The organism is Martinezella lusitana (assembly GCF_016901135.1).
In the GTDB taxonomy this organism is placed as follows: domain Bacteria; phylum Pseudomonadota; class Alphaproteobacteria; order Rhizobiales; family Rhizobiaceae; genus Rhizobium; species Rhizobium lusitanum_D.
This window is the reverse complement of record NZ_JAFEVL010000020.1, coordinates 1-26,689: the sequence shown is the minus strand read 5'-3', so window position 1 is coordinate 26,689 and position 26,689 is coordinate 1. Positions and strand designations below refer to the sequence as shown.

The window sequence follows — 26,689 nt, the reverse complement described above, 5'->3', positions numbered from 1 at the left end:
ATGACACTGCACGAAACATGGCAGAGCCCGATCGCGCCGGGACTTTCCTTTTATCAGGCAACTGTCGGCCCACGCCCAATCTATCCCAAGCTCGATGGTTCGCGCCTGGCCGATGTCGCCATCATCGGCGGCGGCTATACTGGCCTCCAGGCGGCCTACAATCTCGCCAAGGGTGGTGCCGAAGTCGTTCTGATCGACGGCAACCGCTTCGGCGACGGCGCTTCAGGCCGCAATGGCGGTCAGCTCGGCACCGGGCAGCGCTCGTGGCCTGAAGAGCTTGAGGAGACGATCGGCTACGAGCGCTCGAAGGCACTTTTCGATCTTGCCGAGGATGCGAAGCGTCATCTCCTCGATTTCGCCTCCGAGCACGGCATCGACATCGATTTCCTGCCGGGCCAGATGAATGTCACACACAAGCCGAGCTACAAGCACGCCTATATGGAAAATGCGGAGATCGCAGCGACACGCTACGGCTATCCGCACGTCAAATTCATGGATAGGACCGAGACCCAGGAACGGCTGGGCTCCGAATTCTATCTCTACGGCGTCAGGGATATGGGCACGGGCCATATCCATCCACTGAAGCTGCTCATCGGCCTGGCGCGGGTCGCCGCCGAGGCCGGCGCCTCCCTCTTCGAAATGACCAGGGCGAAGGCCTTCCGGCAATCTGGCGGCAAGACAATCATCCAGACGGACGGCGGCGAAATCACCGCCGAACGGGTGCTGATCGCCTGCAACGGCTATATCGACAATCTGGAGCCGGTGACCGCGAGCCATGTGATGCCGATCCGCTCCTTCATCGGCGCCACCGAACCGCTCGATCGCTTTCCGACCGTGCTTCCCGGTAACGAAGCCGTAGCGGATTCGCGATTCGTGGTGCGCTACTTCCGCAAATCGAAAGACGGACGCCTGCTTTTCGGCGGGCGCGAGGCTTATACATCAGACAATCCACGCGACATAACGCAGCACATCCGCCGTCAAATCGCCGAGATCTATCCAGCCCTGGCGGATATCAACATCGACTATGCCTGGGGTGGATCGGTCGGCATCACCATGCCGCGCCAGCCCTTCGTGCGTGAGGTCATGCCAGGCGTCACCTCGATCGGAGGCTATTCCGGGCACGGGGTCATGCTGTCAAACTATTGCGGTAAACTCTATGCGAAAACAGTTCTCGGGAATGCGGACGAGCTTCACCTCTTCAAGGAGCTGAATGTCCCGCCTTTTCCGGGCGGCGCGCGCATGCGGGCGCCTCTGCTTTTCCTGGCGCTCTCGTGGTTTGCGTTGCGCGACAGGTTCTAAAAATCGGAAGATGGATTTCTTCCGCAGGCAATCCGCTATAAAAGCCGAGTCTGAATTTTGCGATGCACACTGGCCTTTTTAAATCGATTAGATTAAAAGGGGCCTCAACCAAGACCGATTGAGAGATACCTCATGAGCAGCCAAATCATTCCCGTTGAACCATTTGATTATGTCGTTTTCGGCGGCAGTGGCGACCTTGCCGAGCGCAAGCTCCTGCCCGCTCTTTATCATCGCCAGATTGAAGGCCAATTCTCCGAACCGACCCGCGTCATCGGCGCTTCGCGTAGCGCGCTTTCGCACGAGGAATACCGCAAATTCGCCGACGCCGCCCTCAAAGAACACCTGAAGAAGGGCGAATATGACGAGGCGCAAGTCAAGAAATTCCTCGCCCGTCTGTTCTATGTTCCCGTCGACGCGCGCAGCGATGCCGGCTGGGACCAGCTCAAGAAAATCCTCGACGAGGGCAAGGAGCGCGTCCGCGCCTTCTACCTCGCCGTCGCTCCGGGCATCTTCGGCGACATCTCGCAGAAGATCCACGACCACAAGCTGATCACCAAGCAGACCCGTATCGTCGTCGAAAAGCCGATCGGCCGCGACCTCGCTTCGGCCCTACAGCTCAACGACACGATCGGCAGGGTCTTCAAGGAAGAACAGATCTTCCGCATCGACCATTACCTCGGCAAGGAAACCGTGCAGAACCTGATGGCGCTGCGCTTTGCCAACGCCCTCTACGAACCGCTCTGGAACGCCAATCACATCGACCACGTGCAGATCACGGTGGCGGAATCGGTTGGCCTCGAAGGCCGTGCCGGCTACTACGATACCGCCGGTGCCCTGCGCGACATGGTGCAGAACCATATCCTGCAGCTCCTCTGCCTGACCGCGATGGAAATCCCCTCCTCGATGGATTCCGAAGCAGTCCGCGACGAGAAGCTGAAGGTGCTGCGCGCGCTGAAGCCGATCAACGCTTCCAACGTCGAGCAGGCGACGGTTCGCGGCCAGTACCGCGCCGGCGCATCCTCGGGCGGCCCGGTCAAGGGCTACCTCGATGAGCTCGAAGGCGGCGTCTCCAACACCGAAACCTTCGTCGCCATCAAGGCCGAGATCGGCAACTGGCGCTGGGCCGGCGTTCCCTTCTACATCCGCACCGGCAAGCGTCTTGCCGGCCGCATGTCGGAGATCGTCATTACCTTCAAGCCGATCCCCCACAATATTTTCGATCAGGCCGCCGGCCGCACCGTCGCCAACCAGCTGATCATCCGCCTGCAGCCGGACGAAGGCGTCAAGCAGTCGCTGATGATCAAGGACCCTGGCCCGGGCGGCATGCGTCTGCGCAACGTTTCGCTCGACATGAGCTTCGCCTCGGCCTTCAACGTCCGCAATCCGGACGCCTACGAACGCCTGCTGATGGACGTCATCCGCTCGAACCAGACGCTGTTCATGCGCCGCGACGAAGTGGAAGCGGCGTGGAAGTGGGTCGACCCAATCCTCAAGGGTTGGGAAGAAGCCGGCCAGCAGGTGCAGGGCTATACGGCCGGCACATGGGGTCCGAGCCAGGCCATCGCGCTGATCGAGCGCGACGGCCGCACCTGGCATGACGATATTTAATCCGGGACGACAACGATGACAGCGAATATGCATGCTTTCGCCAATGGCGCCGAACTCGCCGGCAAGCTCGCGGACAAGGTGGCCGAGACCCTCTCGGCCGCCATCGAAGCGCGTGGCTCCGCAAGCATAGCGGTCTCCGGCGGCTCCACGCCGAAGGCCTTCTTCCAGGTGCTGTCCTCGCGCACGATCGACTGGGGCAAGGTGACGATCACCCTGGTCGACGAACGGTTCGTGCCGGCCGACAATCCGCGCTCGAACCACCTGCTCGTCCAGGAGAACCTGCTGAGGGACAAGGCCGCTGCGGCCAAGTTCCTCCCGCTCTACCAGGCCGTGGCTTCCGTCGAGGAGGCCGCAGCCATCGCCACGGAAAAGACCAAGATCGTCAGCCAGCCCTTCGACGTCGCCATCCTCGGTATGGGCAATGACGGCCACACGGCCTCGTTCTTTCCGGGCGGCAGCAATCTCCTGACTGCGCTTGACCCGAACACCCCGCGCGGCATCATCACGATGGAAGCGGAAGGTGCCGGTGAGCCGCGGCTGACATTCACCTTCTCCAGCCTTCAGGATGCCCGATTGCTGGTGCTCCATATCGAGGGAGAGGGCAAGAAGGACGTTCTCGCCAAGGCGGAAGCGCCGGGCGAAGAAACCGAGATGCCGATCCGCGCCATGCTGCGCCGGGCTGCCTCTCCAGTCGAGATTTACTGGGCTCCCTGACGCGGCTGACAGGCCTCGTCATCGAACCCTGAAAGACCAGCAACAGCTGCTGTGCCGCGCGCCCGCAAGGGCGTATCGGCATCGCATTGACATTCGAACCACGCGCCACGCCCTCTACCAAGACAGATCGAAGCCGATCTTCCGGGGCACCGCGCAGAACAGACGGAGGCAGATCGACCATGGCCGCTGACGCCCGCATTTCCGCGATTACCGCACGTATCGTCGAGCGCTCGAAGCCGACGCGCGAGCGCTATCTGGACCGCCTGCGCAATGCTGCAACCAAAGGCGCACAACGCTCCGTGCTCGGCTGCGCCAACCTTGCGCATGGCTTCGCAGTCTGTTCCCCCTCCGAGAAGGATGCATTGGCGGGCGACCGCGTGCCCAATCTCGGGATCATCACCTCCTATAACGACATGCTCTCGGCGCACCAGCCGTTCGAAACCTATCCCGCGATCATCCGCGAGGCAGCGGCGGCGGCCGGCGGCATCGCCCAGGTGGCTGGCGGCGTGCCGGCCATGTGCGACGGCGTCACGCAGGGACAGCCGGGCATGGAGCTCTCGCTCTTCTCGCGCGACCTGATTGCCATGTCGGCCGGTGTCGGCCTGTCACACAACATGTTCGACGCGGCCGTTTTCCTCGGCGTCTGCGACAAGATCGTGCCGGGCCTGGTCATCGCCGCCCTCTCCTTCGGCCATCTGCCGGCCGTCTTCATTCCAGCCGGGCCGATGACATCGGGCCTGCCGAACGACGAGAAGTCGCGCGTGCGGCAGCTCTACGCCGAAGGCAAGGTCGGCCGCGCCGAACTGCTGGAGGCGGAATCGAAGTCCTACCACGGCCCCGGCACCTGCACCTTCTACGGCACGGCCAATTCCAACCAGATGCTGATGGAAATCATGGGCTTCCACATGCCCGGCGCGTCCTTCGTCAATCCTGGCACGCCGCTCCGCGAAGCCCTGACCCGAGAGGCCACCAAGCGCGCACTCGCTATCACCGCCATGGGCAACGAATTCACGCCGGCCGGCGAGATGATCGACGAGCGCTCGATCGTCAACGGCGTCGTCGGCCTGCACGCCACCGGCGGCTCGACGAACCACACGATGCACCTGGTCGCCATGGCGCGCGCCGCCGGCATCGTGCTGACCTGGCAGGATATTTCGGAGCTTTCCGACATCATCCCGCTGCTTGCTCGCGTCTATCCGAACGGGCTTGCCGACGTGAACCACTTCCATGCCGCCGGCGGCATGGGCTTCCTCATCAAACAACTGCTCAAGAAGGGGCTGCTGCACGACGACGTACGCACCGTCGCCGGCCAGGGGCTTGGCGCTTATTCGATCGAGGTCAAAATCGGCGCCGATGGCGGCGTAGTCCGCGAACCAGCACCCGAAAAGAGTGGCGATCCGAAGGTGCTCGCTAGCATCGAGACGCCTTTCCAGGGCAGTGGCGGCCTGAAGATGCTGCGCGGCAATATCGGCAAGGCGGTCATCAAGATTTCCGCCGTCAAGCTGGAACGCCACATCATCGAAGCGCCAGCTGTGATCTTCCACGATCAGCTGGAGATGCAGCAGGCATTCAAGGATGGCAAGCTGAACCGCGACTTCGTCGCCGTCGTCCGTTTCCAGGGGCCGAAGGCCAACGGCATGCCGGAGCTGCACAAGTTGACGCCGGCGCTCGGCGTGCTGCAGGACCGCGGCTTCCGCGTGGCGCTTCTGACCGACGGACGGATGTCCGGCGCATCGGGCAAGGTGCCCGCCGCAATCCACGTCACGCCGGAGGCCGTCGAAGGCGGACCGATCGCCCGCATCAGGGAAGGCGACATTATCCGCATCGACGCGATCGCCGGCACACTTGAGGTGCTGGTCGACGCCGCCGACATGGCCGAGCGCGAACCGGTCACCGCAGACCTCTCCGGGAACGAATTCGGCATGGGGCGCGAGCTCTTCGCCCCGTTCCGCCGAGCCGCAGGCCCGGCCGATCAGGGCGCAAGTGTCCTGTTCCACTGAAGCGTCTCACGGCTCGGAGTCGTGAAACGCCAGCGGCGAGCATCACAATGACGTCGGCTCAGGAGGGGTTGGGGGCGGCTTTATCGGTCCATTTGGGCGGCAGCCCCATGCGTTGTCCGATAAAGCCGGCAACACCAGGCGATTTTCCGAACGCCTTGCACGCTTCATATTTCGGCGCGCGTCCAACCAATGCATTGAGCTTCGCCTTGGAAAGCATGGAAGGCATCGTGCCGAAAGGCGTGCGGCCCTTGACCAACAGCTTGCTGAAATCGCCGCCGAATTTCGCTGCGAGACTATAGGCATCTCCTTCCTTGGCGACGGTTCCCGAATCAAGAAACGCGTTCGCACCCCGTCCCCAAATCATCGCCGCCTTCGGCACGCCCTGACGATCAAGCGCCTCGGCTTCGAGGGAAAGGCTGCCCATGCCGATCGGGATACGCGGAATGGGCACGGGTACGCCCGGCAACAGTACGCTCGTTCCCACCGACGCGACTTTTGACACACCGACCGCCGTGGCGTTCGTTGCCTTGACCTGGGTGACAAGCGCACGAACAGTCAGATCCGCTGGTTCTGACAAACCGACGACGACGAAGCGTTCGCTCAATCCCGAGCAAAGCGCTCTGTCGACGGCATTGGTGACGAGGCTGCGCTGCGCGGGGGTAAAAGAGGCGCTTTCCGCCTGCATCGAAAAAGCGGTCGGAATGATCTTCACGGTCTTTGCCGCAAGAACATCGTCCTTGCTCACCTTGAGAAGCGAGTGGGCGACCAGCCCATTCGACCGTGTCAGGCCATCATAGGACCGCAGGGATCCCGCGCGATCCAATGGCGCCGCAGCGCAGCCTGCCAATAAACTCATCAAAAGAGCTATCGTCACGATATTGAACCGACCGGGTCTGACACCTTCGGCGGCGAATGAATCGTATATCGCAGTAGTTTCATGATCCGGAACTAGGTTGACTGACATTGACGTACCGCTCTCCTGCACCCTCTCAGGGTTCTCGTGCCAACATTAAATATTACACTTGGTGTAAAAATTGATGTTGGCTACTTTGCGGCAATTGCGAACGAAGCTGCAGAATTATTTCTGCCGGAAATAGCAGTGGCAAAAACGAGGCGCGCATGGCGAAGCAAGGCGCCACAGTTTGTGCGCCGCGATGATTTATGGCAGAATTGAGCCATGCAAGATCCCCCCTCAAAACCGGAAGGCCTGCGCGAGCGGAAGCGACGGCTGACGTTTCAGCGCATCGCAGATGCGGGACTGAAATCCTTTCTTTCAAAGGGCTATCAGGAAACGACTCTCGATGACATTGCGGCAGCGGCTGGTATTTCCCGCCGGACTTTCTTCTATTATTTCAAAAGCAAAGACGAAATTCTGCTGGCACATCGGCACGGATACATAGAGGCTCTCAGAACATGCGTTCTGGAGAGCGCATCGGCCGGACGACCGTTCGACGTAGTCCATCAGGCGACGCTGAAGCTCGCAGCGCGTCTCCAGGCCCCTCAACTTCTGGCAACCGCCCGACTTATGCGGCAAACCAAGCCGTTGCGTGCCCAAATTGGGGGCAACTATCTGCAGCTAGAACAGGTTGTCTACGAGAGCCTATGCGAGCTGTTTCCAGCCAAGGACCGCGACGGACTGCGGCTGGTTTCAATGATGTCGGTGAGCCCACTGCGTCTTGCGGTCGACAAATGGCTCCAGGAAGACGGCAAGCTGCCGCTGATCGACTACATCGAGGATGCGCTCAGGAAATGGCGGGCGGAGATCTGATCTTTTGACCGCCTAAGCCGCTTGTCTCATTGGCGCGCATCTGCAGGGCGCACCGCTTGCAAAATCGCTTGACGCTGGAACGGACGCTGCTTGACGGCGCCCGTCGAAATCCCGCTGGGCACACCAACCTCAGGTTCGGGCAAGCTAGTCTGACTACACTCACTCTGTCAGGCTGTGAATTTTAATGACTGTCAGTTTTCAGGCCCCGAACATTCACGCGATGCTGGTTATCGGGTGAATGGGTTTCCGTATTAGCTAACACAAGAGCTGCACGTATGACTTCGATCGTCTCCACCCTAAGCACCACCCAGATCAGGTCTCTTTCGACAGCTGCAGTTAAGGCCTGGACGACGGAAGACGTCGCATCGCTGTCCACAAAGCAGATTAGCGTCCTTTCCTCGGCTCAAATTGCCGCGTTGGATACGGAAGACGTTGAGGTCCTCAGTTCGCAGCAGTTGAACGCCATTTCACAAAGCGCCATCGTTGGCCTGACGCTTGATCAGCTCGCTGTTCTCACCAGTTCTGACATCGAAAGTCTGAGCACGCTTCAGATCGCCGCGATCACCACGGCGCAGATCAGCGGCCTGTCGACAGATCAGGCGGAAGCCTTGACCACGTCTCAGGTCAAAGCCCTTAGCTCAAAGCAGCTGGCGGCTCTAAGCGCTGCGGACGTGTCGACTTTCTCCACCGATGATATTGCGGCGCTTACCAATCAAGCCATATCGGGCCTGAATACAAGCGCCGTTGCAACGCTCTCCTCCACGCAGGTTGCCGCCCTGAGCACAAGCGCGATCGCCGGCCTGACGACGAGCCAGATCGCAGCGCTGACCACGGCTCAAGTCGCCGCCTTAACAACAACTCAGATCGCTGCTCTCAAAGCTTCGCAAATCGCGGTGATGGGAACAAACGATATTGCGGTGCTTTCCACCGCACAAATTGTTTCCCTGAGTACGAGTGCGATCGCCGGCCTGACGACGAGCCAGATCGCAGCACTGAGCACGGCTCAGGCCGAGGCGCTTTCTTCCTCGCAAGTCAAGGTGCTGAGTTCGTCCCAGCTTACGTCACTCGGGACGGATGACGTCGCTACATTCTCCAGCGCGGATATGGCGGCAATCACCGTCTCGGCGGTGCCAGGCTTGTCCACGGCCGTTATCGCAGCCCTCTCGACCGATCAGATCGCCGCCTTGAGTACCGGCACGATCTCCGGTCTGACGACGGCCCAGATAGGAGCGTTGAGCACGAAGCAGGTCGCTGCCCTGACGACGACGCAGATCGGCGCTCTCAAGGCGACGCAAGTCGCTGTTATGGGCACAGACGACATCGCGGCGCTGTCAACCGCGCAGGTAGCCGCCCTGAGCAAGACCGCAGTCGCCGGCCTGACGACAACCCAGATTGCCGCCTTGAGCACGACGCAGGTCGCTGCCTTGACGACGACGCAGGTCAACGCCCTCAAGGCGACGCAAGTCGCTGTTATGAGCACGACCGAAATCGAGGCGCTATCGACCGCACAGATTGCCGCCCTGAGCATAACCGGTCTTTCCGGCCTGACGACGACCCAGATTGCCGCCTTGAGCACTGTGCAAGCTGAGGCGTTGACGACGACGCAGGTCGCGGCACTGAGTTCGACACAGTTTTCTGCCTTGGGAACGGACGATATCGCGACCTTCTCGACCGCCGATATCACGGCGATTTCCAGCAGAGCGATATCAGGCCTGAGCACGGACGTCATAGCGGCCCTCTCTTCGACCCAGATTGCTGCTTTGAGCAAGACCGGGATTACTGGTCTGGGCACCGATCAGATCGCGGCGCTGAGCACGACACAGGCAGCAGTCCTGACGACGACCCAGGTCGCCGCGTTGAGTTCCAAGCAGATTGCGGCTTTGGGTACGGATGTCATCGCATCCCTCTCCTCCGAACAAGTCACTGCGCTCAGTACGGTCGGCATCGCGGGCCTGACCACTGGCCAAATCGTCGCCTTGAGCACGACGCAGGCCGCGGCGCTTTCCGCCGCTCAAGTGAAAGCGCTGAGCTCAACCCAGCTTTCCGCCATGGGTGCGGACGACATAGCCACGTTCTCGACCGCCGAGATCGCGGCGCTTTCCAGCAAAGCCATAGCAGGCTTGGCCACCGATGTTATTGCATCTCTTTCCACCGAGCAGGTTGCCGCCTTGGGCACGAGCGCGGCTGTCGGCCTGACGACGAGCCAAATCGCTGCGCTTTCGACCGCACAGGTCGCTGTCCTCAGTTCGAGTGCCGTTGCAAGCTTGACGACGAGCCAGATCTCTACCCTGAGCACGGCGCAGGTTGCCACCTTGACGACCGCCCAGGCCGCCGCCCTGAAAGCGGCGCAGGTTGCAGTCATGGGTACGAACGACATCATGGTGTTTTCGACCGCGCAGATCGCGGCCCTCAGCACCAGTGCCGTTGCGAACCTGACGACCAGCCAGATCGCGGCGTTGAGCACAGCACAGGCCGAGGCGCTTTCGTCCTCCCAGGTCAAGGTGCTCAGTTCAACACAGCTTGCCGCCTTGAGCACGGATGACATAGCCACGTTCTCGACCGCCGATATTGCAACGATCTCCAGCAAAGCCATAGTCGGCTTGAGCACCGGTGTCATTGCATCGCTTTCCACCGAGCAGGTTGCGGCGCTGAGCACAAGTGCGATCGTCGGCCTGACGACCAGCCAGATCGCAACCTTGAGCTCCAGCCAAGTTGAGGCGCTGACGACGACCCAGGTCGCGGTGCTGAGCTCAACTCAGATGGCCGCTTTCGGGACGAATGATATAGCAGCCTTCTCGACCGCAGATATGGCGGCGATTACAAGCAAAGCCGCTGCGGGCTTGAGCACCGGCGTCATTGCAGATCTTTCCGCGGCGCAAATTGCCGCCCTGAGCACAAGCGCGCTCGCCGGTCTGACCACCAGCCAGATCGCAGCGTTGAGCACCAGTCAAATCGCGACGTTGAGCACAGCTCGAATTGCAGTGCTGACGTCGACACAGGTCGCCGCTTTGAATGCGGGCGTGGTTACATCCCTTTCCACGGCGCAGATTGCAGCACTGAGCACATCCGGCGTTACAGGTCTGACGACCGATCAGATCAACACACTGAGTACGGCGCAGATGCAGGCATTGACGACGAGCCAGGTTGCCGTGCTGAATTCTACCCAGCTTGCCGCTCTTGGAACGGATGATATCGCCACCTTCTCGACCGACGAGATCGCGGCGCTCTCAAGCAAGGCCATATCGGGCCTGAGTACGAACGTCATCGCAGCTCTTTCGACGAGCCAGGTCGCTGCTCTGAGCGCGGTCGGAATTGTCGGGTTGACGACCAGCCAGATCGCGGCCTTGAGCACGGCGCAGATCGCCGCCTTGCCGACCGTGCGCGTCACGACGCTCAGCTCGGCGCAGATCGCGGCGCTTAGTACGGATGTCATCGCCTCCCTTTCCACCACGCAGTTCGCAGCCATAAGCACCTCCGGTGTTGCCGGGTTGACCACAGATCAGGTCAACGCTCTGAGCACCGCGCAAGTGGCGGCATTGACGACGAGCCAGTTCGCGGCACTGAAATCCACTCAGCTCTCCGCCCTTGGGACGGATGATATCGCCGCTCTGTCGACTGCCGATGTCGCGGTGATCACTTCAGGTGCGATATCGGGATTGTCCACCGCTGCGATTGCGGCCCTGTCGACCGCGCAGATCGCGGCCTTGAGCACGGCGGGCGTCGCCGGCCTCAACTCGACACAGATCGAAGCATTGAGTACCGGCCAGGTCGATGCTCTGGTCACGAAACAGGTTGCGGCTCTGCGTTCATCGCAGATCGCCGCCATGGATGAGGATGTGATAGCCTCCCTCTCCACTGAGCAGATTGCCGCCCTGAGCACACTCGGCATCACGGGTCTGACGACGAGCCAGATCGCCGCCCTTGGCACGGCGCAGGTCGAGGCACTGTCCTCCTCGCAGGTGAAGGTGCTGAGTTCGACCCAGATTGCTGCTTTGGGTGCCGACGACATAGCTACATTCTCGACTGCCGACATAGCGGCGATTTCGAACACCGCCGTCCCCGGCCTGAGCACGGCCGTCATCTCCGCACTCTCCACCGGCCAGATCGCGGCTCTGAGTACGACCGGCATCGCAGGCCTGACAACCAATCAGGTCGCCGCCCTGACGACGGCGCAGATTGCCGCCTTGACCACGGCGCGAATTGCGGCGCTGAGTTCGAGCCAGGTCGCCGTCTTGAGCACGGGGGCTATCGCATCGCTTTCCACCGGCCAGATAGCTGCACTCAGCACCGCCGGCATCGACGGCCTCACCACCGATCAGATTGCGGCCCTCAGCACGGCACAGACCGAAGCGCTGACGACGAGCCAGGTCGCAACACTGAGCTCAACCCAGCTCGCCGCGTTGAGCACGGCAGATATAGCAACCTTCTCGACCGCCGATATCGCGGCGATCGGTTCGCTTGCCATTTCGGGCTTGTCCACGGCTGCCGTCGCAGCCCTGTCGACAAACCAGATCGCGGCCCTCAGCACCGCTGGCGTTGCCGGGATGACGAGCGATCAGATCCTCGCCTTGAACAGCGGTCAGATGGGTGCCCTGCTTACCAAGCAGATTGCAGCGTTGAGTTCGACACAGGTCGCGGCTTTGGGCACAGGCGTTATCGCTGCGCTTTCCACCGCGCAAATCGCGGCTCTAAGCACTTCCGGCATCGCCGGCCTTTCCACAAAACAGATCGCGGTACTGAACACCGCCCAGGCCGAGGCCCTGACGGTTGCCCAGGTCGGCGCTCTGAACTCCAAACAGGTTGGAGTCCTGAGTACGGAAGACATCGCGACCTTCTCGACCAAGGACATCGCGGCGATCGGCTCGAGTGTCATATCCGGCCTGTCAACGGACGCCGTTGCCGCGCTGTCAACGGCGCAGATCGCCGCGCTCAGTGCTTCCGGCATTGCCGGTCTGACCACCAAGCAGATTGTCGCTTTGAGCACTGGCCAGCTTCACGCTCTCACCACGACACAGATCGCGGCGCTGAATTCGGCCCAGCTTTCAATGCTGACGTCGGACGACATGGCTGTTCTCTCGACCAATGGTATCGCCGCGATCAGCTCCAGCGCCATATCCGGCCTGTCCACCGCTGCCGTTGCCGCACTATCGACGGCGCAGATCGCCGCACTCAGTACATCCGGCGTCGCCGGCCTGACCACCAAACAGGTCGCAGCCTTGAATACCGGCCAGGCCGAGGCGCTGACGACGGTTCAGGTCGCCGTCCTCAGTTCTACGCAGCTTGCAGCCCTGACAGCCGACGACATAGCTGTTTTCTCGACCAAGGACATCGCGGCGATCGGCTCCAGCGCCATATCGGGCTTGTCCACGGCAGCCGTTGCCGCGCTGTCGACGGCGCAGATCGCCGCACTCAGCACGGCAGGGATCACCGGCCTTTCGACCAGGCAGATCGCGGTCCTGACCACCAGTCAAGTCGATGCTCTGCCTACCAAGCAGATTGCGGCTCTGAGCCCGACACAGGTCGCGGCCTTGAGCACGGGCGTTATCGCTGCCCTTTCCACTGCACAAGTCGCCGCGCTCAGCACATCCGGCACCACGGGTCTGACCACCTCGCAGGTTCCCGTCCTCAGCACCGGTCAGACCCAGGCCCTGACGACAGCCCAGATCGGCGCTCTCAGCTCCAAGCAGGTCTCGGTTCTCACCACCGACGACATCGCCGCCCTGTCGACGGACCAGATCGCGGCACTGAGCACGGCCGGTATTGCGGGCATGACCACCGCGCAGATCGCCATATTGAGCACCGATCAGGCCCAGGCCCTGACGGCCACGCAGGTCGGCGCGCTGAGCTCGAAGCAGATCGCTGCCTTGGGAACGGATGCTCTGGAGACTTTCTCGACCGCCGATATGGCAGCAATCAGTTCGAGCGCCATATCGGGATTGTCCACGGCCACGCTTGCCGCCTTCTCGACGGACCAGATCGCGGCGCTGGGCATAGCCAGCATCGCAGGTCTGACCACAGGGCAGATTTCCGCCTTGGGCACCGGCCAGCTCGCGGCCCTGACCACCGCGCAGGTTGCTATCCTTGCCTCCACCCAGATTGCCGCCCTCGGCACCGCAAGTATCGCTGCTCTGTCAACCGCGCAAATCGCTGCCCTCAGTACGGCCGGCATCGCCGGCCTGACCACTGCTCAGATCGGGGCTCTGAGTTCCGGCCAGGCCGAGGCCCTCACGACGCCCCAGGTTGCCGTGCTGAGCTCGACACAGATCGCAGCCTTCGGAACGGCCGATCTTGAGACCTTCTCCACCGCCGATATCGCGGCGATTAGTTCGAATGGCATATCGGGATTGTCCACGGCTACGATAGCTGCCTTCTCGACAGACCAGATCGCGGCGCTCAGCACTGCCGGCATCGCGGGCCTGACCACTGCCCAGATTTCCGCCTTGAGCTCCGACCAGCTCGAAGCTTTGACGACGGCGCAGATCGGGGCGCTTGGTTCCAAACAAACCGTGATACTCGGTACGAAAGGGATCGCGGCTCTCTCGACTGCGCAGGTCGCAGCGTTAAGCACGTCCGGCATCGCGGGCCTGACCACCGACCAGATGGCCGCGCTCAGTACGGATCAGGCCGAGGCCCTGACGCCGACCCAGGTCGGCGCCCTCGGTTCCAAGCAGATCGCAGCCCTCGGGACGGATGATCTCGACACTTTCTCGACCGCCGACATAGCGTCGATCAGTTCGAACGCGGTATCGGGCCTGTCCACAGCCGTTATTGCGGCGCTGACGACCGCGCAAATCGCTGCGCTTGGCACGGCCGGCATTGCAGGCTTGTCCACCGACCAGGTCGCGGCGCTGAGCATGAACCAAGCGGAGGCCTTGACGCCTGACCAGGTGGGAGCCCTCAGTTCCAAGCAGATTGCGATCCTCGGAACCGACGCTCTCGGTACTTTTTCGACCGCCGATATCGCAGCGATCAGCGCGAGCGCCATATCCGGTCTGTCCACGGCCGTTATCGCAGCGCTGTCAACGGCGCAGATCGCTGCTTTCGGCACGGATGGCATCGCAGGACTGACGACGGCGCAGGTCGCCACTCTGAACACCGACCAGGTCGAGGCTTTGACGACAGCTCAAATCGGCGCCTTCGGATCCAAGCAGGTTGCTGTCCTGAGCACCGACGATATCGCAGCCCTGTCAACGGCGCAGGTCGCGGCGATGAGCACGGCGGGCATATCAGGTCTGAGCAGTGCACAGGTTGCCGCCCTAAGTGTCGAGCAGATCGAAGCGCTCTCCACGGCCCAAATTGCCGCCTTGAGCTCGACAGGCATTGCAGGGCTGAGCACCAGCGACCTGGCAAAGTTCTCCTCCAGCGATATTGCCGCGATCAGCTCCGGCTCCATCCAGGGATTGTCCACGGACTTTGTCGCATCGCTTTCCACGGCCCAAATCGCCGCGCTGGGCACAGCCAGCATCGCCGGCCTGAGCAGTGCGCAGGTCGGGGCTTTGAGCATCGAACAGGTTGAGGCGCTGTCGGCCGCCCAGATCGCAGCCTTGAGTTCCGCAGGTGTAGCAGGCTTGACGACGGAAGATCTGGGAACCTTCTCCACCACCGAACTCGCGGTGATCAGCTCGGACTCGATACAGGGTCTGTCCACGGCCTTTGTCGCAGCCCTGACCAGCGACCAGATCGCAGCCCTGTCAACCAGCCAGCTTGCCTCGCTGGGTTACAATCAGATAGCGGCGATGGGCACCGATCAAATCGCAGCGATGTCGACATCACAGATCAATGCACTGAATGCATTGCAGCTCGCTGCACTGGACACCGACGACATCGCCGTGTTCACCACGGATGATATCGTCGCCATAAATTCGAAGGCGATCGCGGGATTGACCACCAGGGCCATCGCCTCCCTGACGACGACACAAGCCGAAGCTTTGACCTCAAGTCAGGTCAGCGGGCTGACGTCAGCGCAAGTTGCGGCATTGACGACGCAAGAGCTGGCGGCGTTCTCAACCAGCGATATCGCGTCGTTCAGCTCGAACGGCGTGGCGGGACTATCCACGGAAGACATAGCGAGCCTGTCGAGCGCGCAATTGAGCACTCTGATGAAATCCCAGATGGGGTATCTCACTCCAGATCAGATCGCGGCCGTCATTTCGAACTATGTGAGTGCCTGATCCGCGTTTTTTTGACCAGATCACGATCTCGGGGAAGCCGTACTTCAAAACTCGCGCGAGGGGCCGGCTTGACCCCGGCCCGGGCGAGAACGTGTGACTGAGGACTTGCAGCCACCGCTAGGGCAGCCACCGCCAGGATTGCAGGAGGTTTCCCGGCATGGTTCGAGACCGCATAAATCTGTTGATGGCTGACAAGGCCCCCACCGATTTTAGGAGGCATGGGCGTGACATGTTCAAGGCAAGCTAGCACAGTTAACCACTGACAACCATTTCATAGATGGTTGCAATGCCTGCCGCCAATTCGTGGGATGTCCATGGTCACCAACAATGCATCAGCTCCAGTTTCCGCTCAGTCTCTTGCCGAAATTCTGGAGTTAGCGCGCACTCAGCGCCTTCCCTTCAATGAGCTGTTCCAGTTCGCGGAAGGCCGAAGTGGTGCGGGACAAAAAGTCGAGGCGGTAGAGGCCTACAAGGTCTGGATCGCATTCAACGAAACCCATCCCTACCTGCATCTCGTCTATTTCAATTATTCCGTTACCTTGCGGCAGTTAGGCGATGTGGCGGGATCTATTCATGCCTTGCGCGCTTGCCTCAAGCTCGATTCGCGTTTTGGTCCGGCGCACATCAATCTCGGACGGGCGCTGGAAGATAGCGGCATCGCCACACAGGCAATCCTGCAATGGCGGAGTTTCGCGGACATGACCGCGGACAGCACACCCGACAAGCTGACGCATCGCCTGTTGGCGCTTCAGCATATCGGTCGTGTCATGGAGAACGCCGGCCTCATGGAGGATGCGGAAACCGTTTTGTGGCAAGCAATCGAACTTCGGCCGGACAAGACCGAGGCTGGACAACATTGGAGTGCGCTGCGCCAGCGCCAGTGCAAGTGGCCGACTTTGGTGACATCAGACCATGTGTCCATGCGCCAACTGCTCGATGCGATGTCGCCGCTGACACTTGCCTGCTTTTCCGACGATCCGCTGTTCCAACTCGCCAAGGCCTATCGCTACAACAAGTCTTTCGTCGGACGTCCAGATATCAGCGGCTTCCCGCGCAAGGCGCCAAAGCAGAAGACGGGAACCGGCCAGCGCCTTCGTGTGGGTTATGTTTCCTCGGACCTGCGCGATCACGCGGTCGGCTTTGCGCTCCGGGAAGTGCTGGAACTGCATGACAAACGCAGTGTTGAAATCTACGCCTACTACTGTGGAGAGCCCGCGGAAGGTGATGCGACACAGGCTCGCATGAAGGCAGCCGTCGATTGCTGGCGCGATATCGCTGCAATTGGCGAAGCGGAAGCTGCAAGGCAGATCGCCGACGACGACATCGACATTCTGGTGGATGTCAACGGCTATACCAAGCATGCGCGGACGAAAATCTTCGCCTATCGGCCGGCGCCCGTTATCGTCAACTTCTGCGGCTATCCAGGCACGATGGGCAGTCCGTTCCATCACTATATCATTGCGGACGAACACATTATTCCGCCCGAGAACGAGATTTACTATTCGGAGAAAGTGCTCAGAATCGCCTGCAACCAGCCGATCGATCGCAAGAGGGTGATTGCCGAAAAGTCGTCACGCACGGAGGCAGGGCTGCCGGAAGATGTTTTCGTCTTTGCCTGCTTCAACGGCATGCAGAAAATCACGCAAGAAACGTTTGCGTACTGGATGAAAATTCTTGCTGCGACGCCCGACAGCGTGCTTTGGCTGCTCACCGGAGGCGACGATGTCGATAAGCGCCTGCGCCAGGTGGCCGAGAATGCCGGCGTTGCGCCGGAGCGCCTCATTTTCGCGCCCAAGGCACCGAATGCAAGGCATCTCGCCCGGATTTCGCTCGCCGATCTGTTCCTCGACACGTTTCCCTACGGGGCGCATTCGACCGCAGCCGACGCCCTGACCATGGGGCTGCCTGTCCTTACATTCCCCGGCAAGAGCTTTGCTGCGCGCTTCTGCCACAGCATCGTTACCGCAGCCGGCGTGCCGGAGTTGATATGTTCGGACCCGCAATCCTACATTGACAAGGCCGTCGGTTTTGCAAAAATTCCCCGGAGCCTCGCGAGGGTCAGGGAGACCCTGCAGGCTAAACGGGAGACATCGGCGTTGCGCGACATTCCGGCGCTGGCCCGCCGTCTCGAAGAGCTTTTCTGGCAAATGCAGGCAGAGTGCGAAGCTGGCAAGACCCCGGTGCCTGACTTGAACAATCTCGACATCTACTACGACATTGGGGTGGAGCTTGTTCAGGAGAATACCGGCTTCGTAGATCATCAGGCCTACAGAAGGGCTTACCACGACAGGCTGGCCGCATGGCACGATTATGCACCATTGCCACACGACAGACGACTGTGGCTGAGGGAAGATGCCACGCGCAGCAATGACCGAGGCGTATAATCAAATCGCCTGACTCAGTCCAGAGCTTTTCTGGCCTGGTCGAAAGACGGGGAAGCGGTAACAAGCCTCAGTCCGGCACTTTAAAGTAGCGGACAGAGGCAAGACCGTTGCGGGTGGCTTTATGTTTCGGCCCTTTGGCTGCGTAGACCGTCGATCGCTTTTGCTGCCTAGGCCCGGATGTCGAGCACGCGGTCGCGATGGGCGGGGTGCGTGCTGTAGACGAAGATCTTATTCATTTCCTTATCCGTGAGCAGACGCAGGAAACGGACTTCCACCGTGTTGTTGGGGAAGACCTTCATTAGCACGCAGCCAACCTTGGTGATGCGCGCGTCTGGGATATCCAGATAGAACTGCTTCGGCAGATTATACTGGGTGAGGATCGCCAGGATGGCGCCGCTCTGCGAGATGCGGATGATGTCGCAGCGGCGCGACGCAAGGTTCATCACGCCCTTTTCCGTGTATTCGAGCCGTGCGGCGTTCATCGTATCCTCCATTCTGAACCGCACTTCGCGGTCATACATGAAGGATTCTTCTTTATTGAGGAAATGTTGACCTGAATTAGCTCTGCCGAAAGCAGCCATCTTAGTAAACCCCTGAGGTATATTACGAAGACAAGACTATCAGCGGGTCTTTAACAGAAAGTTTGAGTGCGCCAGCTCAAGTTGAATTTTGTTATTCGTCTTTGCTTGAGCCGGCATCGTCTCATGGGCGCGATCTGCTACTGCTTTCCATAGGTGTGGCCTTCGGCATTGAAGAGATGCAGCTTCTGCCTGTCGGCGGCAAAGCGCATCTTCTGGCCGCGGTGGATATCGGTAATGCCGGGGATCTTGACGATGATCGGCTCGCCATCGACCAGACCTTCGATATAGAGCTGCGTCACCTCGCCAAGCGCTTCGACGATGGAGACTTCGCCTTCGAAGAGATAGTTTTCGTCGGTCGCAATGCGCAGATCTTCCGGGCGAACGCCGAAGCTCGCCGACTTGCCCTTCTCGGACGCATCGATCGGCATGTCGAGCGTCACCGACTTGCCGCCCTTCAGCGTCACCGTCGTCGTTGCGCCGGTTTCGGTCACGGTTGCCGGAATGATATTCATCGCCGGAGAGCCGATGAACTTGGCAACGAAGAGGTTGGCCGGGCGCTCGTAGAGTTCGAGCGGCGCACCCACCTGTTCGACGCGGCCGGCCGACAGCACCACGATCCGGTCGGCAAGCGTCATCGCTTCCACTTGGTCGTGCGTGACGTAGATCATCGTCGTCTCGGGCATGGAGTCGCTGAGCTTGGCGATCTCGATGCGTGTCGCGACGCGCAGGGCGGCATCCAGGTTCGAGAGCGGCTCGTCGAACAGGAAGACCTTCGGGTTGCGGCAGATGGCGCGACCGATGGCGACGCGCTGACGCTGACCGCCCGAAAGGGCCTTGGGCAGGCGCTCGAGATATTGGGTGAGCTGCAGGCTGGCGGCGGCCGCGCGGACGCGACGGTCGATCTCCTGCTTGTTTTCACCGGCAATCCGCATGCCGAAGGCCATGTTGTCGTAGACAGTCATATGCGGATAGAGCGCATAGGATTGGAAGACCATGGCGATGCCGCGCCTGGAGGGCGGTACCTCGTTCACCTTCTGCCCGGCAATGAGCATGTCGCCCGAGGTGATGCTCTCGAGCCCGGCGATCATCCGCAGCAATGTGGATTTGCCGCAACCGGACGGCCCAACGAAGACGATGAACTCGCCCTCGTTGATCTCCAGATCGATGCCATGCAGCACATGCACGCTGCCGTAGGATTTTCTTATATCCTTCAGAACAAGTCCCGTCATCTGTTCTTCCTCCTCCCAAGGGCTCAGGCAAGGCGCGCGAAATAGGCGCCCCATGCCGGAATATCGATCTTGTTGCCGTAGTTGTTGCTGGTAAAGCCGTGCCCGGTCAACGCTTGCCAGTTCCCCTCAGGCAAGGCTGCCAGGGCTTCGGCAGGACTCATGTTGAACGCGCAGAGAATGGTCTCGTTGCCGTAGGTGCGGGTAAAGATGAGTATGTCGCCCTGCGGATCCGCAAAGGCGATCTCGCCCTTGGCAAAGGCGGGATACTGCTTGCGGAAGGCGAGGAAGCGGCGGTACTGCTCCAGCACCGAGTTCTCGTCGCCCTGCTGAACGCTGACGGCGCGCAGGATGTGTTCGACAGCCACAGGCAGCCATGGCTTGACTGTGGAAAAGCCGCCCTGTGCGACCTGGCTGTCCCAGACCATCGGCGTGCGGCAGCCGTCGCGGCCCTTGAATTCCGGCCAGAACTGGATGCCGTAGGGGTCCTGCAGATCCTGATAGGCGAGATCGGCTTCGGTGAGTGCCAGTTCCTCGCCCTGATAGATGCATACGGAACCGCGCACGGTGAGCAGCAGCGCCGCATAAAGCTTGGCGAAGGCATCGCGGTCGGCGACCAGATTGCCCCAACGGCTGACGTGGCGCACAACGTCATGGTTGGAGAATGCCCAGCAAGCCCAGCCATCGGGGGCAGCAGTGGCGAAATCCTTCATGACCTCCTCGACGCGATCGGGCGTCAGCGCGTCGGGCGCCAGAAACTCGAAGGCATAGCACATATGCATCTTGTCGTTGCTGGAGGTGTATTCGCCGACGATTTCGAGACCGCGCTGGCTGTCGCCGACTTCGCCGACGGCGGCAATGGCCGGATATTCGTCGAGGACGGCGCGGAAACGCTGCAGGAACTTCAGGTTTTCCGGGCGGTTCTTGTCGTAGAGATGCTCCTGGAAATTATAGGGATTGACCGCCGGCGCGGTCGAGGCGTTGCGGCGCGCGGGCTCCAGCGCCGGGTTGTCGCGCAGTTCCCTGTCATGGAAATAGAAATTGATGGTGTCGAGCCGGAACCCGTCGACGCCCCGGTCGAGCCAGAAACGCACGACATCCAGCAACCTGTCCTGCACCACCGGATTGTGCAGGTTGAGATCCGGCTGCGAGGTCAGGAAGTTGTGCATGTAATATTGCATGCGGGTCGGATCCCACGCCCAGGCCGAGCCGCCGAAGATCGACAGCCAGTTGTTGGGCGGCGTACCGTCCGGCTTGGCGTCGGCCCAGACATACCAGTCGGCCTTGGGATTGTCCTTGCTCGCGCGGCTTTCGACGAACCAGGGATGGCGATCCGAGCTATGCGACAGCACCAGATCGATCATCACCTTGATGCCGAGGCGGTGGGCTTCCGTCATCATCGCATCGAAATCGGCGAGCGAGCCGAAAATCGGATCGACGTCCTCATAGTTGGAGACGTCATAGCCGAAATCGCGCATCGGCGAGGTGAAGAAGGGCGATATCCAGATTGCGTCGACACCCAGGGCCGCGACATGCGGCAGGCGGATGGCGATGCCCTTGAGGTCGCCGATGCCGTCGCCATTGGAGTCCTGGTAGGAGCGCGGATAGATCTGATAGATCACCGCGCCACGCCACCAGTCCTTATCAACTGCCGAAATCGATTGAGGGGCAATGCTCATGCTGAATAGGTCCTGTTAGAATGGAATAGTCGTGGATCAGCCCCCCTTCACCGACCCGGCGAGCAGACCGCGCACGAGATAGCGCTGCAGACCGAAGAAGACGAAGAGCGGGATAAGGATGGTAACGAAGGCCGAAGCCGTCAGGATCTCCCAGTTGCCGCCGCGCGAACCGAGCAAGGCGTTCAGGGCCGCCGTCAGGACCAGATGATCCTTGTCCGTGCCGAGGAACACCATGGCGATCAGCAGGTCATTCCAGACCCAGAGGAACTGGAAGATCGCGAAGGAGGCCAGCGCCGGGAAGGACAGGGGCAGGATGATCTTGACGAAGATATCGAAATCGCTGGCGCCGTCGACACGAGCGGATTCGATGATCTCCTTCGGCAGGCCGGCAATGTAGTTGCGCAGCAGATAGATGGCGAGCGGCAGACCGAAGGCCGTATGCGCCAGCCAGATACCGGGATAGGTCTTCGACGGAACGCCGAAGATCTGGCCGATCTCGTTATAGATGCGCAGAAGCGGGATCAGCGACATCTGCAGCGGCACGACGATCAGGCCGACGACGAGCGCGATCAACAAGGCGCGTCCCGGGAACTCCATCCAGGCCAGCGCATAGGCGGCAAAGGCGGCGATCAGGATCGGGATGACCGTTGCCGGGATCGTCACCGTCAGCGAGTTGATGAAGGATTGGCCGATGCCTTCGCCGCCGAGCACTGAGCGGTAATTGTCCAGCGTGAATTGCGGCGGCGTGGCGATCGTCAGATAGATGCGCTTGCTGCGGGCATCGGCACCGAAAGGACCGGTCTTCTGGTAGCGATAGCTGCCATCCGCATTGACGGTGAGCGTCTCGCCATTGCCGAGGTCGGCTGATGAACCGACCTTGTAGGTGGCCGGCTCCTGCACACGCAGGCCAAAGGCCTGGATCCTGCCATTGCCGCTATTGCCTTCGCCGGCAACCGTACCGGCGATAACGTAGTTGGGCCCGTCCTGCTTTGCCTTGTCCGGGCCGTCGAGGCGGACGGCCGCCGTCTGCGACGAGCCGGAGAAAGCCGTCCACCAGCCGGAGACGACGATCTGATCCTTGTCGCGCAGCGCGGTGACGAAGATGCCGAGCGTCGGCAGCAGCCAAAGCACGACGATGAGCAGCACCGCGGCATGAACGAAGATGCGGGCGGGACCGATGCGACCGAGATTTCCAAGCATATCAGCGCCCCTTCGTTTCCGCGTTTGCACGACGAATGTTCCAGATCATGATCGGTGTGACAGCCGCCATGATGACGAGAGCGATGACGGCGCTTCGGCCGGAATCGCCGCCGCCGCGGAACATCCAGTTGAACATCAGGTTTGCGAGCACCATCGTGTTCCATTGACCGTTGGTCATGGTGAGCACGATATCGAAAACCTTGAGCACGAGAATGGTTATGGTGGTCCAGACCGTGGCGATCGTGCCCCAGACCTGCGGGACCATGATCTTCCAGAAGATCTGCCAACCGTTGGCGCCATCGATGACGGCAGCTTCGATGGTTTCCTCCGGAATGCCGCGCAGCGCCGCCGACAGGATCACCATGGCAAAGCCGGTCTGGATCCAGATCAGCATGACCATCAGAAAGAAGTTGTTCCAGAAGGGAATGGTGATCCAGACTTCCGGCGTGCCGCCGAACAGCTGGACGACAGAATTCAGAAGGCCGATCTGCGCGTCGGTGCCGCCGCGATATTCGTAGATGAATTTCCAGATGACCGAGGCGCCGACGAAGGAGATCGCCATCGGCATGAAGATGACGGCCTTGGCGATATTGCCCCACCAGATACGGTCGGTCATGACGGCGATCACGAGGCCGAAGAAGGTGCAGGCGGCCGGCACGACGGCGAGCCAGAGGATATTATTGAAGATCGACTGGCGGAATTCGGTGTCGTTGAGGGCCCAGAGATAGTTGGCGCCGCCGACGAACTGGTTGCCGTCAGGCCCGTAGAAGGACAGGATGAGGGTCGCAACCACCGGATAGACGAGATAGACGACCAGCAGGAAGAGCGCCGGACCCAAGAAGAGCCAGGGCCGGATCAGGCCGCGACGGGTCAGGTTGACGGCGGCCGTATGGACCTCGGTCCCCTCCTTTGCCGGAAAAATTATGTCCAGAAGCTTGTTGGAGAACCAGAAATAAGCGGCGCAAAAGGCAACGCCGAATATCATGGCTCCAATCGCCGACAGTATCTGCGAAAACATCCTTCCCTCCCGAATTTACCTGCTTGAGGCCACCCGCCCGACATCGGCCACGCCTCCCGGGCGTGCCGTAACATGGTGCATGGCGTCGCCGGTATCAGCCGGCGACGCTTGGCTTGTTATGTCTTACTTGATGGAGTCCCAGGACTTCTGGATCCCGTCGGCAACATCCTGTGCGGACTTGCCGCCAACGAAATCCACCATACCGGTCCAGAACGAGCCCGCGCCGATCTTGCCCGGCATCAGGTCGGATCCGTCGAAGCGGAAGGTCGTCGCGGTGGTGAGGATTTCGCCTTCCTTGCGCAGCGTGTCGTTGGCGTAGGCCGCCGTGTTGACACCCTTGTACGGCGTCAGGAAGCCGGACTGCGCCATCCAGACTTCCTGGGCGATCGGCGTCTGCAGGAACTGGATGAAGGCGCGGGCAGCCTTCGAGTCCTTGGTGATAGCAGCAAGCGTGCCAGCACCTAAGACCGGCTTGCCGAGTTCAGGATGCGCGGCATAGGGCGGGAAATAGAAGAAGTCCGCGTCCTGGCCAAGCTTGGTGCCTTCCGGGAAGAAGGACGGGATGAAGGAGGCCTGCTTGTGCAGATAGCACTTCGGCGGAACCGTGAAGAGACCCTTCGGGCTGTCGCGGAAATCGGTCGAAGCAACCGCTGCGACGCCGCCGGCGACATATTTCGGGTTCTTGGCGAACTTGCCGAATTCCTCGACGGCGGAGACGACCTTCGGATCGTTGAACTTCAGCGTGTTGTCGACCCAGTGATCGTAGTCCTGCGGCGCATTGATGCGCAGCATCAGATCCTCGACCCAGTCGGTTGCCGGCCAGCCGGTGGCGCCGCCCGAACCGAGACCGATGCACCAGGGCGTGCCGCCGTCCTTGACGATCTGGTCCGAAAGCTTGAGCAGGTCCTCCATCGTGGTGGGAACCTTGTAACCGGCTTCCTCGAAATTCTCAGGCACGTACCAGACCAGCGACTTCAGGTCGGCCTTGTAGGGGAAGGCGTAGAAGGCGTCCTTGCCGTCCTTGCCCTTGTAGGTGCCGTAGCCGACCCAGCTGTCGCCGGCGCCGTAGTTGCTCTTGATCCAGCTTGCCAGGTCGTCGCCGAGCGGCGTCAGATAGCCCTTGCTGGCGAGGTTGGCGAAAAGACCCGGCTGCGGCAGGATGGCGACGTTTGGCGGCGAACCGGCCTGCGTGTCGATAACGATCTGTTGCTCGTAGTTTTCCGAGGACGAATACTTGGCGTTCACGCCTGTCGCCTCGGTGAAGTAATTCAGGACGCTGGTAAAGAGTCCTTCGTCCTCACCGCGCCAGGGACCGAAGATGGTCAGCGTCTCGCCCTTCAGGTCGGCGTGAGCAGCCTTGAAATCGTCGTAGCTCTTCCAGTTAAACTTGGAGTCCTGACCGGGCTGGAACTTCAGATCGGCCGCCATCGTTGTACCCGCCACCAGAGCGGCGGCAGCGACAGTCATCAAAAACAACTTCTTCATGTGGTTGTCCTCCCAAACATAAAACCCACGAGCCGAAACACGTTGTCGCGTTGCGCGCTCCATTCCTCAAAGCGCTTTGGCTACTTCTCTCATCCATTGAGGACGGGACAAAGTCAAGCGATTTTCGGATTTCGGCTAATATACATAGCATTTCTCGCGCTGCAGCATAAAATAGACACCAATATTTTGCTAATTGTCTTGTCTCAGGCGCGTCGCCTGCTACATATTTGAAAGCGCTTTGGAAGCCGTGGACGTTGCGGGAGGTTACGTTGGCATCTTAGCGGGCGAGGAGTTGGGAGCCGAAATACGTGAATCTGAAACAGCTATCGCAAATGCTGGGGCTGTCGCAGACGACAGTTAGCCGCGCCTTGAACGGATATCCGGAAGTCAATCGCGAAACCCGCGAGCGAGTGCTCAAAGCGGTTCGGGAAACTGGCTATCGGCCTAACAAGGCGGCGCAAAGGCTCGCGACAGGCAAGGCCGGCTCGATCGGGCTGGTCATGCCGACATCGCCAGGCAATTCTTCCGACGTGCATTTCAGCGAGTTCCTGACCGGGCTCGGCGAAGAGGCCTTGCGGCACGATTTCCATTTCGTGCTCACGCCCGCCGATCCGAATGATGAAGTCGGTGCCTTGAAGCGGCTGGCGGCCAGCGGCAATGTCGATGCCCTGTTCGTCAACTATATGCGCGGCCACGATCCGCGTCTGGAAATGCTGAAGACGCTCTCCATGCCCTTCCTCGTGCATGGGCGGTCGATCGGCTCGGAACCGGATTATCCCTTTCTCGACATCGATAACGAAGCCTCGTTCTATGACGCCACGAAGCTGCTGCTGCAGCTCGGGCACAGGCGCTTTGCGCTGCTGAACGGCCCCATCTATCTCGATTTTGCCATTCGACGGAAAAACGGCGTCGAGGCTGCGCTCGCCGAATGGGGCCTGGCTTTGAACGAAGCCTGCGTCAGTCACACTGCCATGACGGATGAGCAGGGCCTGTTCGAGATGGAGCGCATCCTGCAGCTCGAAAAGCGCCCCACGGCAGTTCTCTGTTCCAGTACCGTGCTGGCGCTCGGCGCGGTTCGAGCCATTAATCAGGCGAAGCTAAAGCTGGGTGAGGATATATCGCTGATCGCCCATGACGACGTGCTGACCTTGCTCAAGCCGGAAAGCTTCACCGTGCCGCTGACGACGACGCGCTCGTCGCTGCGCGCCGCCGGCATACGCATCGCCGAGCGCCTGATCGGCGAGATCAAGCATAACGAGACTTTTCCGGCGCAGGAACTCTGGAAGACGGAGCTGATCGTTCGTGCTTCGACCGGCGTCGCGCCGGCCGACTGACGCTGGCTCAAAACTTCGGCGGTTGCCTGCCCGCGGCGCGATGGGCGGCAATGACGGTATTGGCCATCAGCATGGCGATCGTCATCGGCCCGACACCGCCTGGAACCGGCGTGATGGCAGCAGCGACATCCGAAGCCTCTACATAGGCGACATCACCGACCAGCCGGCTCTTGCCCTCGCCGCGCTCCGGAGCGGCAATGCGGTTGATGCCGACATCGATCA

General features: G+C 60.8%; 15 protein-coding genes and 1 pseudogene. 8 read left to right on the top strand and 8 right to left on the bottom strand.

What is annotated here, in order from left to right:
• The 4 genes from JTP94_RS07275 to edd all read left to right on the top strand — a co-directional run bounded on the left by JTP94_RS07275 (position 1) and on the right by edd (position 5,621).
• Entirely contained in the window at positions 1 to 1,299 is a 1,299-nt protein-coding gene (locus tag JTP94_RS07275) for an FAD-binding oxidoreductase (RefSeq protein WP_204849867.1), read from the top strand.
• A 132-nt stretch (positions 1,300 to 1,431) separates the two neighbouring features.
• A complete protein-coding gene (gene zwf / locus JTP94_RS07270; protein WP_204849866.1) occupies positions 1,432 to 2,907 on the top strand; it encodes a glucose-6-phosphate dehydrogenase in 1,476 nt (491 codons plus the stop codon).
• Positions 2,908 to 2,922: 15 nt separating this feature from the next.
• Positions 2,923 to 3,621 (top strand): 6-phosphogluconolactonase, encoded by a 699-nt coding sequence (gene pgl / locus JTP94_RS07265; protein ID WP_204849865.1) that lies wholly within the window; start codon positions 2,923 to 2,925, stop codon positions 3,619 to 3,621.
• 179 nt (positions 3,622 to 3,800) lie between these two features.
• Positions 3,801 to 5,621, top strand: a complete 1,821-nt coding sequence (gene edd, locus JTP94_RS07260) for a phosphogluconate dehydratase (protein WP_204849864.1) — start codon at positions 3,801 to 3,803, stop codon at positions 5,619 to 5,621.
• A 58-nt stretch (positions 5,622 to 5,679) separates the two neighbouring features.
• On the opposite strand, the gene JTP94_RS07255 is transcribed toward edd, so the two are convergent.
• The gene (locus JTP94_RS07255) at positions 5,680 to 6,477 is read right to left on the bottom strand and encodes a DUF3313 domain-containing protein (protein WP_246754715.1); all 798 of its coding nucleotides are present in this window, start codon (positions 6,475 to 6,477) and stop codon (positions 5,680 to 5,682) included.
• 321 nt (positions 6,478 to 6,798) lie between these two features.
• Here JTP94_RS07255 and JTP94_RS07250 point away from each other — a divergent pair, with 321 nt between their 5' ends.
• The 3 genes from JTP94_RS07250 (at position 6,799) to JTP94_RS07240 (ending at position 17,944) form a co-directional block, all read left to right on the top strand.
• Positions 6,799 to 7,389 (top strand): TetR/AcrR family transcriptional regulator, encoded by a 591-nt coding sequence (locus JTP94_RS07250; RefSeq protein WP_204849862.1) that lies wholly within the window; start codon positions 6,799 to 6,801, stop codon positions 7,387 to 7,389.
• 275 nt (positions 7,390 to 7,664) lie between these two features.
• The gene (locus JTP94_RS07245; protein WP_204849861.1) at positions 7,665 to 15,560 is read left to right on the top strand and encodes a hypothetical protein; all 7,896 of its coding nucleotides are present in this window, start codon (positions 7,665 to 7,667) and stop codon (positions 15,558 to 15,560) included.
• Between the two features lie 314 nt (positions 15,561 to 15,874).
• Complete coding sequence (locus JTP94_RS07240; RefSeq protein WP_409456591.1) at positions 15,875 to 17,944, top strand: glycosyl transferase; 2,070 nt, start codon at positions 15,875 to 15,877, stop codon at positions 17,942 to 17,944.
• A gap of 167 nt (positions 17,945 to 18,111) precedes the next feature.
• Here the strand turns inward: JTP94_RS07240 and JTP94_RS07235 are convergent, their stop codons facing one another.
• From JTP94_RS07235 to JTP94_RS07210, 6 genes are all read right to left on the bottom strand, one after another.
• On the bottom strand, positions 18,112 to 18,465 hold the full coding sequence (locus JTP94_RS07235; protein ID WP_204849859.1) for a hypothetical protein: 354 nt from the start codon (positions 18,463 to 18,465) through the stop codon (positions 18,112 to 18,114).
• A gap of 197 nt (positions 18,466 to 18,662) precedes the next feature.
• Positions 18,663 to 19,754 (bottom strand): ABC transporter ATP-binding protein, encoded by a 1,092-nt coding sequence (locus tag JTP94_RS07230; protein WP_204849858.1) that lies wholly within the window; start codon positions 19,752 to 19,754, stop codon positions 18,663 to 18,665.
• 23 nt (positions 19,755 to 19,777) lie between these two features.
• Entirely contained in the window at positions 19,778 to 21,430 is a 1,653-nt protein-coding gene (locus tag JTP94_RS07225) for an alpha-glucosidase (protein ID WP_204849857.1), read from the bottom strand.
• Positions 21,431 to 21,466: 36 nt separating this feature from the next.
• Complete coding sequence (locus tag JTP94_RS07220; RefSeq protein ID WP_204849856.1) at positions 21,467 to 22,630, bottom strand: carbohydrate ABC transporter permease; 1,164 nt, start codon at positions 22,628 to 22,630, stop codon at positions 21,467 to 21,469.
• A gap of 1 nt (position 22,631) precedes the next feature.
• Positions 22,632 to 23,648 carry a carbohydrate ABC transporter permease gene (locus JTP94_RS07215; RefSeq protein WP_204849855.1) on the bottom strand — a complete coding sequence of 339 codons (1,017 nt, stop codon included), beginning with the start codon at positions 23,646 to 23,648 and terminating at the stop codon, positions 22,632 to 22,634.
• Between the two features lie 123 nt (positions 23,649 to 23,771).
• A complete protein-coding gene (locus JTP94_RS07210; protein ID WP_204849854.1) occupies positions 23,772 to 25,133 on the bottom strand; it encodes an ABC transporter substrate-binding protein in 1,362 nt (453 codons plus the stop codon).
• Positions 25,134 to 25,441: 308 nt separating this feature from the next.
• On the opposite strand from JTP94_RS07210, the gene JTP94_RS07205 reads away from it, so the two are divergent.
• Positions 25,442 to 26,467: a substrate-binding domain-containing protein gene (locus JTP94_RS07205; protein WP_204849853.1), complete on the top strand. Its 1,026-nt coding sequence runs from the start codon at positions 25,442 to 25,444 to the stop codon at positions 26,465 to 26,467.
• Between the two features lie 7 nt (positions 26,468 to 26,474).
• On the opposite strand, the pseudogene JTP94_RS07200 reads toward JTP94_RS07205, so the two are convergent.
• A pseudogene (locus tag JTP94_RS07200) lies at positions 26,475 to 26,689 on the bottom strand (bifunctional methylenetetrahydrofolate dehydrogenase/methenyltetrahydrofolate cyclohydrolase); the annotation flags it as partial.

Bases quoted from the DNA above. Each gene is read 5' to 3' on its own strand.
- JTP94_RS07275 (WP_204849867.1), top strand. From the start codon at position 1: ATGACACTGCACGAAACATGGCAGAGCCCGATCGCGCCGGGACTTTCC.
- zwf (WP_204849866.1), top strand. From the start codon at position 1,432: ATGAGCAGCCAAATCATTCCCGTTGAACCATTTGATTATGTCGTTTTC.
- pgl (WP_204849865.1), top strand. From the start codon at position 2,923: ATGACAGCGAATATGCATGCTTTCGCCAATGGCGCCGAACTCGCCGGC.
- edd (WP_204849864.1), top strand. From the start codon at position 3,801: ATGGCCGCTGACGCCCGCATTTCCGCGATTACCGCACGTATCGTCGAG.
- JTP94_RS07255 (WP_246754715.1), bottom strand. From the start codon at position 6,477: ATGAGTTTATTGGCAGGCTGCGCTGCGGCGCCATTGGATCGCGCGGGA.
- JTP94_RS07250 (WP_204849862.1), top strand. From the start codon at position 6,799: ATGCAAGATCCCCCCTCAAAACCGGAAGGCCTGCGCGAGCGGAAGCGA.
- JTP94_RS07245 (WP_204849861.1), top strand. From the start codon at position 7,665: ATGACTTCGATCGTCTCCACCCTAAGCACCACCCAGATCAGGTCTCTT.
- JTP94_RS07240 (WP_409456591.1), top strand. From the start codon at position 15,875: ATGGTCACCAACAATGCATCAGCTCCAGTTTCCGCTCAGTCTCTTGCC.
- JTP94_RS07235 (WP_204849859.1), bottom strand. From the start codon at position 18,465: ATGTATGACCGCGAAGTGCGGTTCAGAATGGAGGATACGATGAACGCC.
- JTP94_RS07230 (WP_204849858.1), bottom strand. From the start codon at position 19,754: ATGACGGGACTTGTTCTGAAGGATATAAGAAAATCCTACGGCAGCGTG.
- JTP94_RS07225 (WP_204849857.1), bottom strand. From the start codon at position 21,430: ATGAGCATTGCCCCTCAATCGATTTCGGCAGTTGATAAGGACTGGTGG.
- JTP94_RS07220 (WP_204849856.1), bottom strand. From the start codon at position 22,630: ATGCTTGGAAATCTCGGTCGCATCGGTCCCGCCCGCATCTTCGTTCAT.
- JTP94_RS07215 (WP_204849855.1), bottom strand. From the start codon at position 23,648: ATGTTTTCGCAGATACTGTCGGCGATTGGAGCCATGATATTCGGCGTT.
- JTP94_RS07210 (WP_204849854.1), bottom strand. From the start codon at position 25,133: ATGAAGAAGTTGTTTTTGATGACTGTCGCTGCCGCCGCTCTGGTGGCG.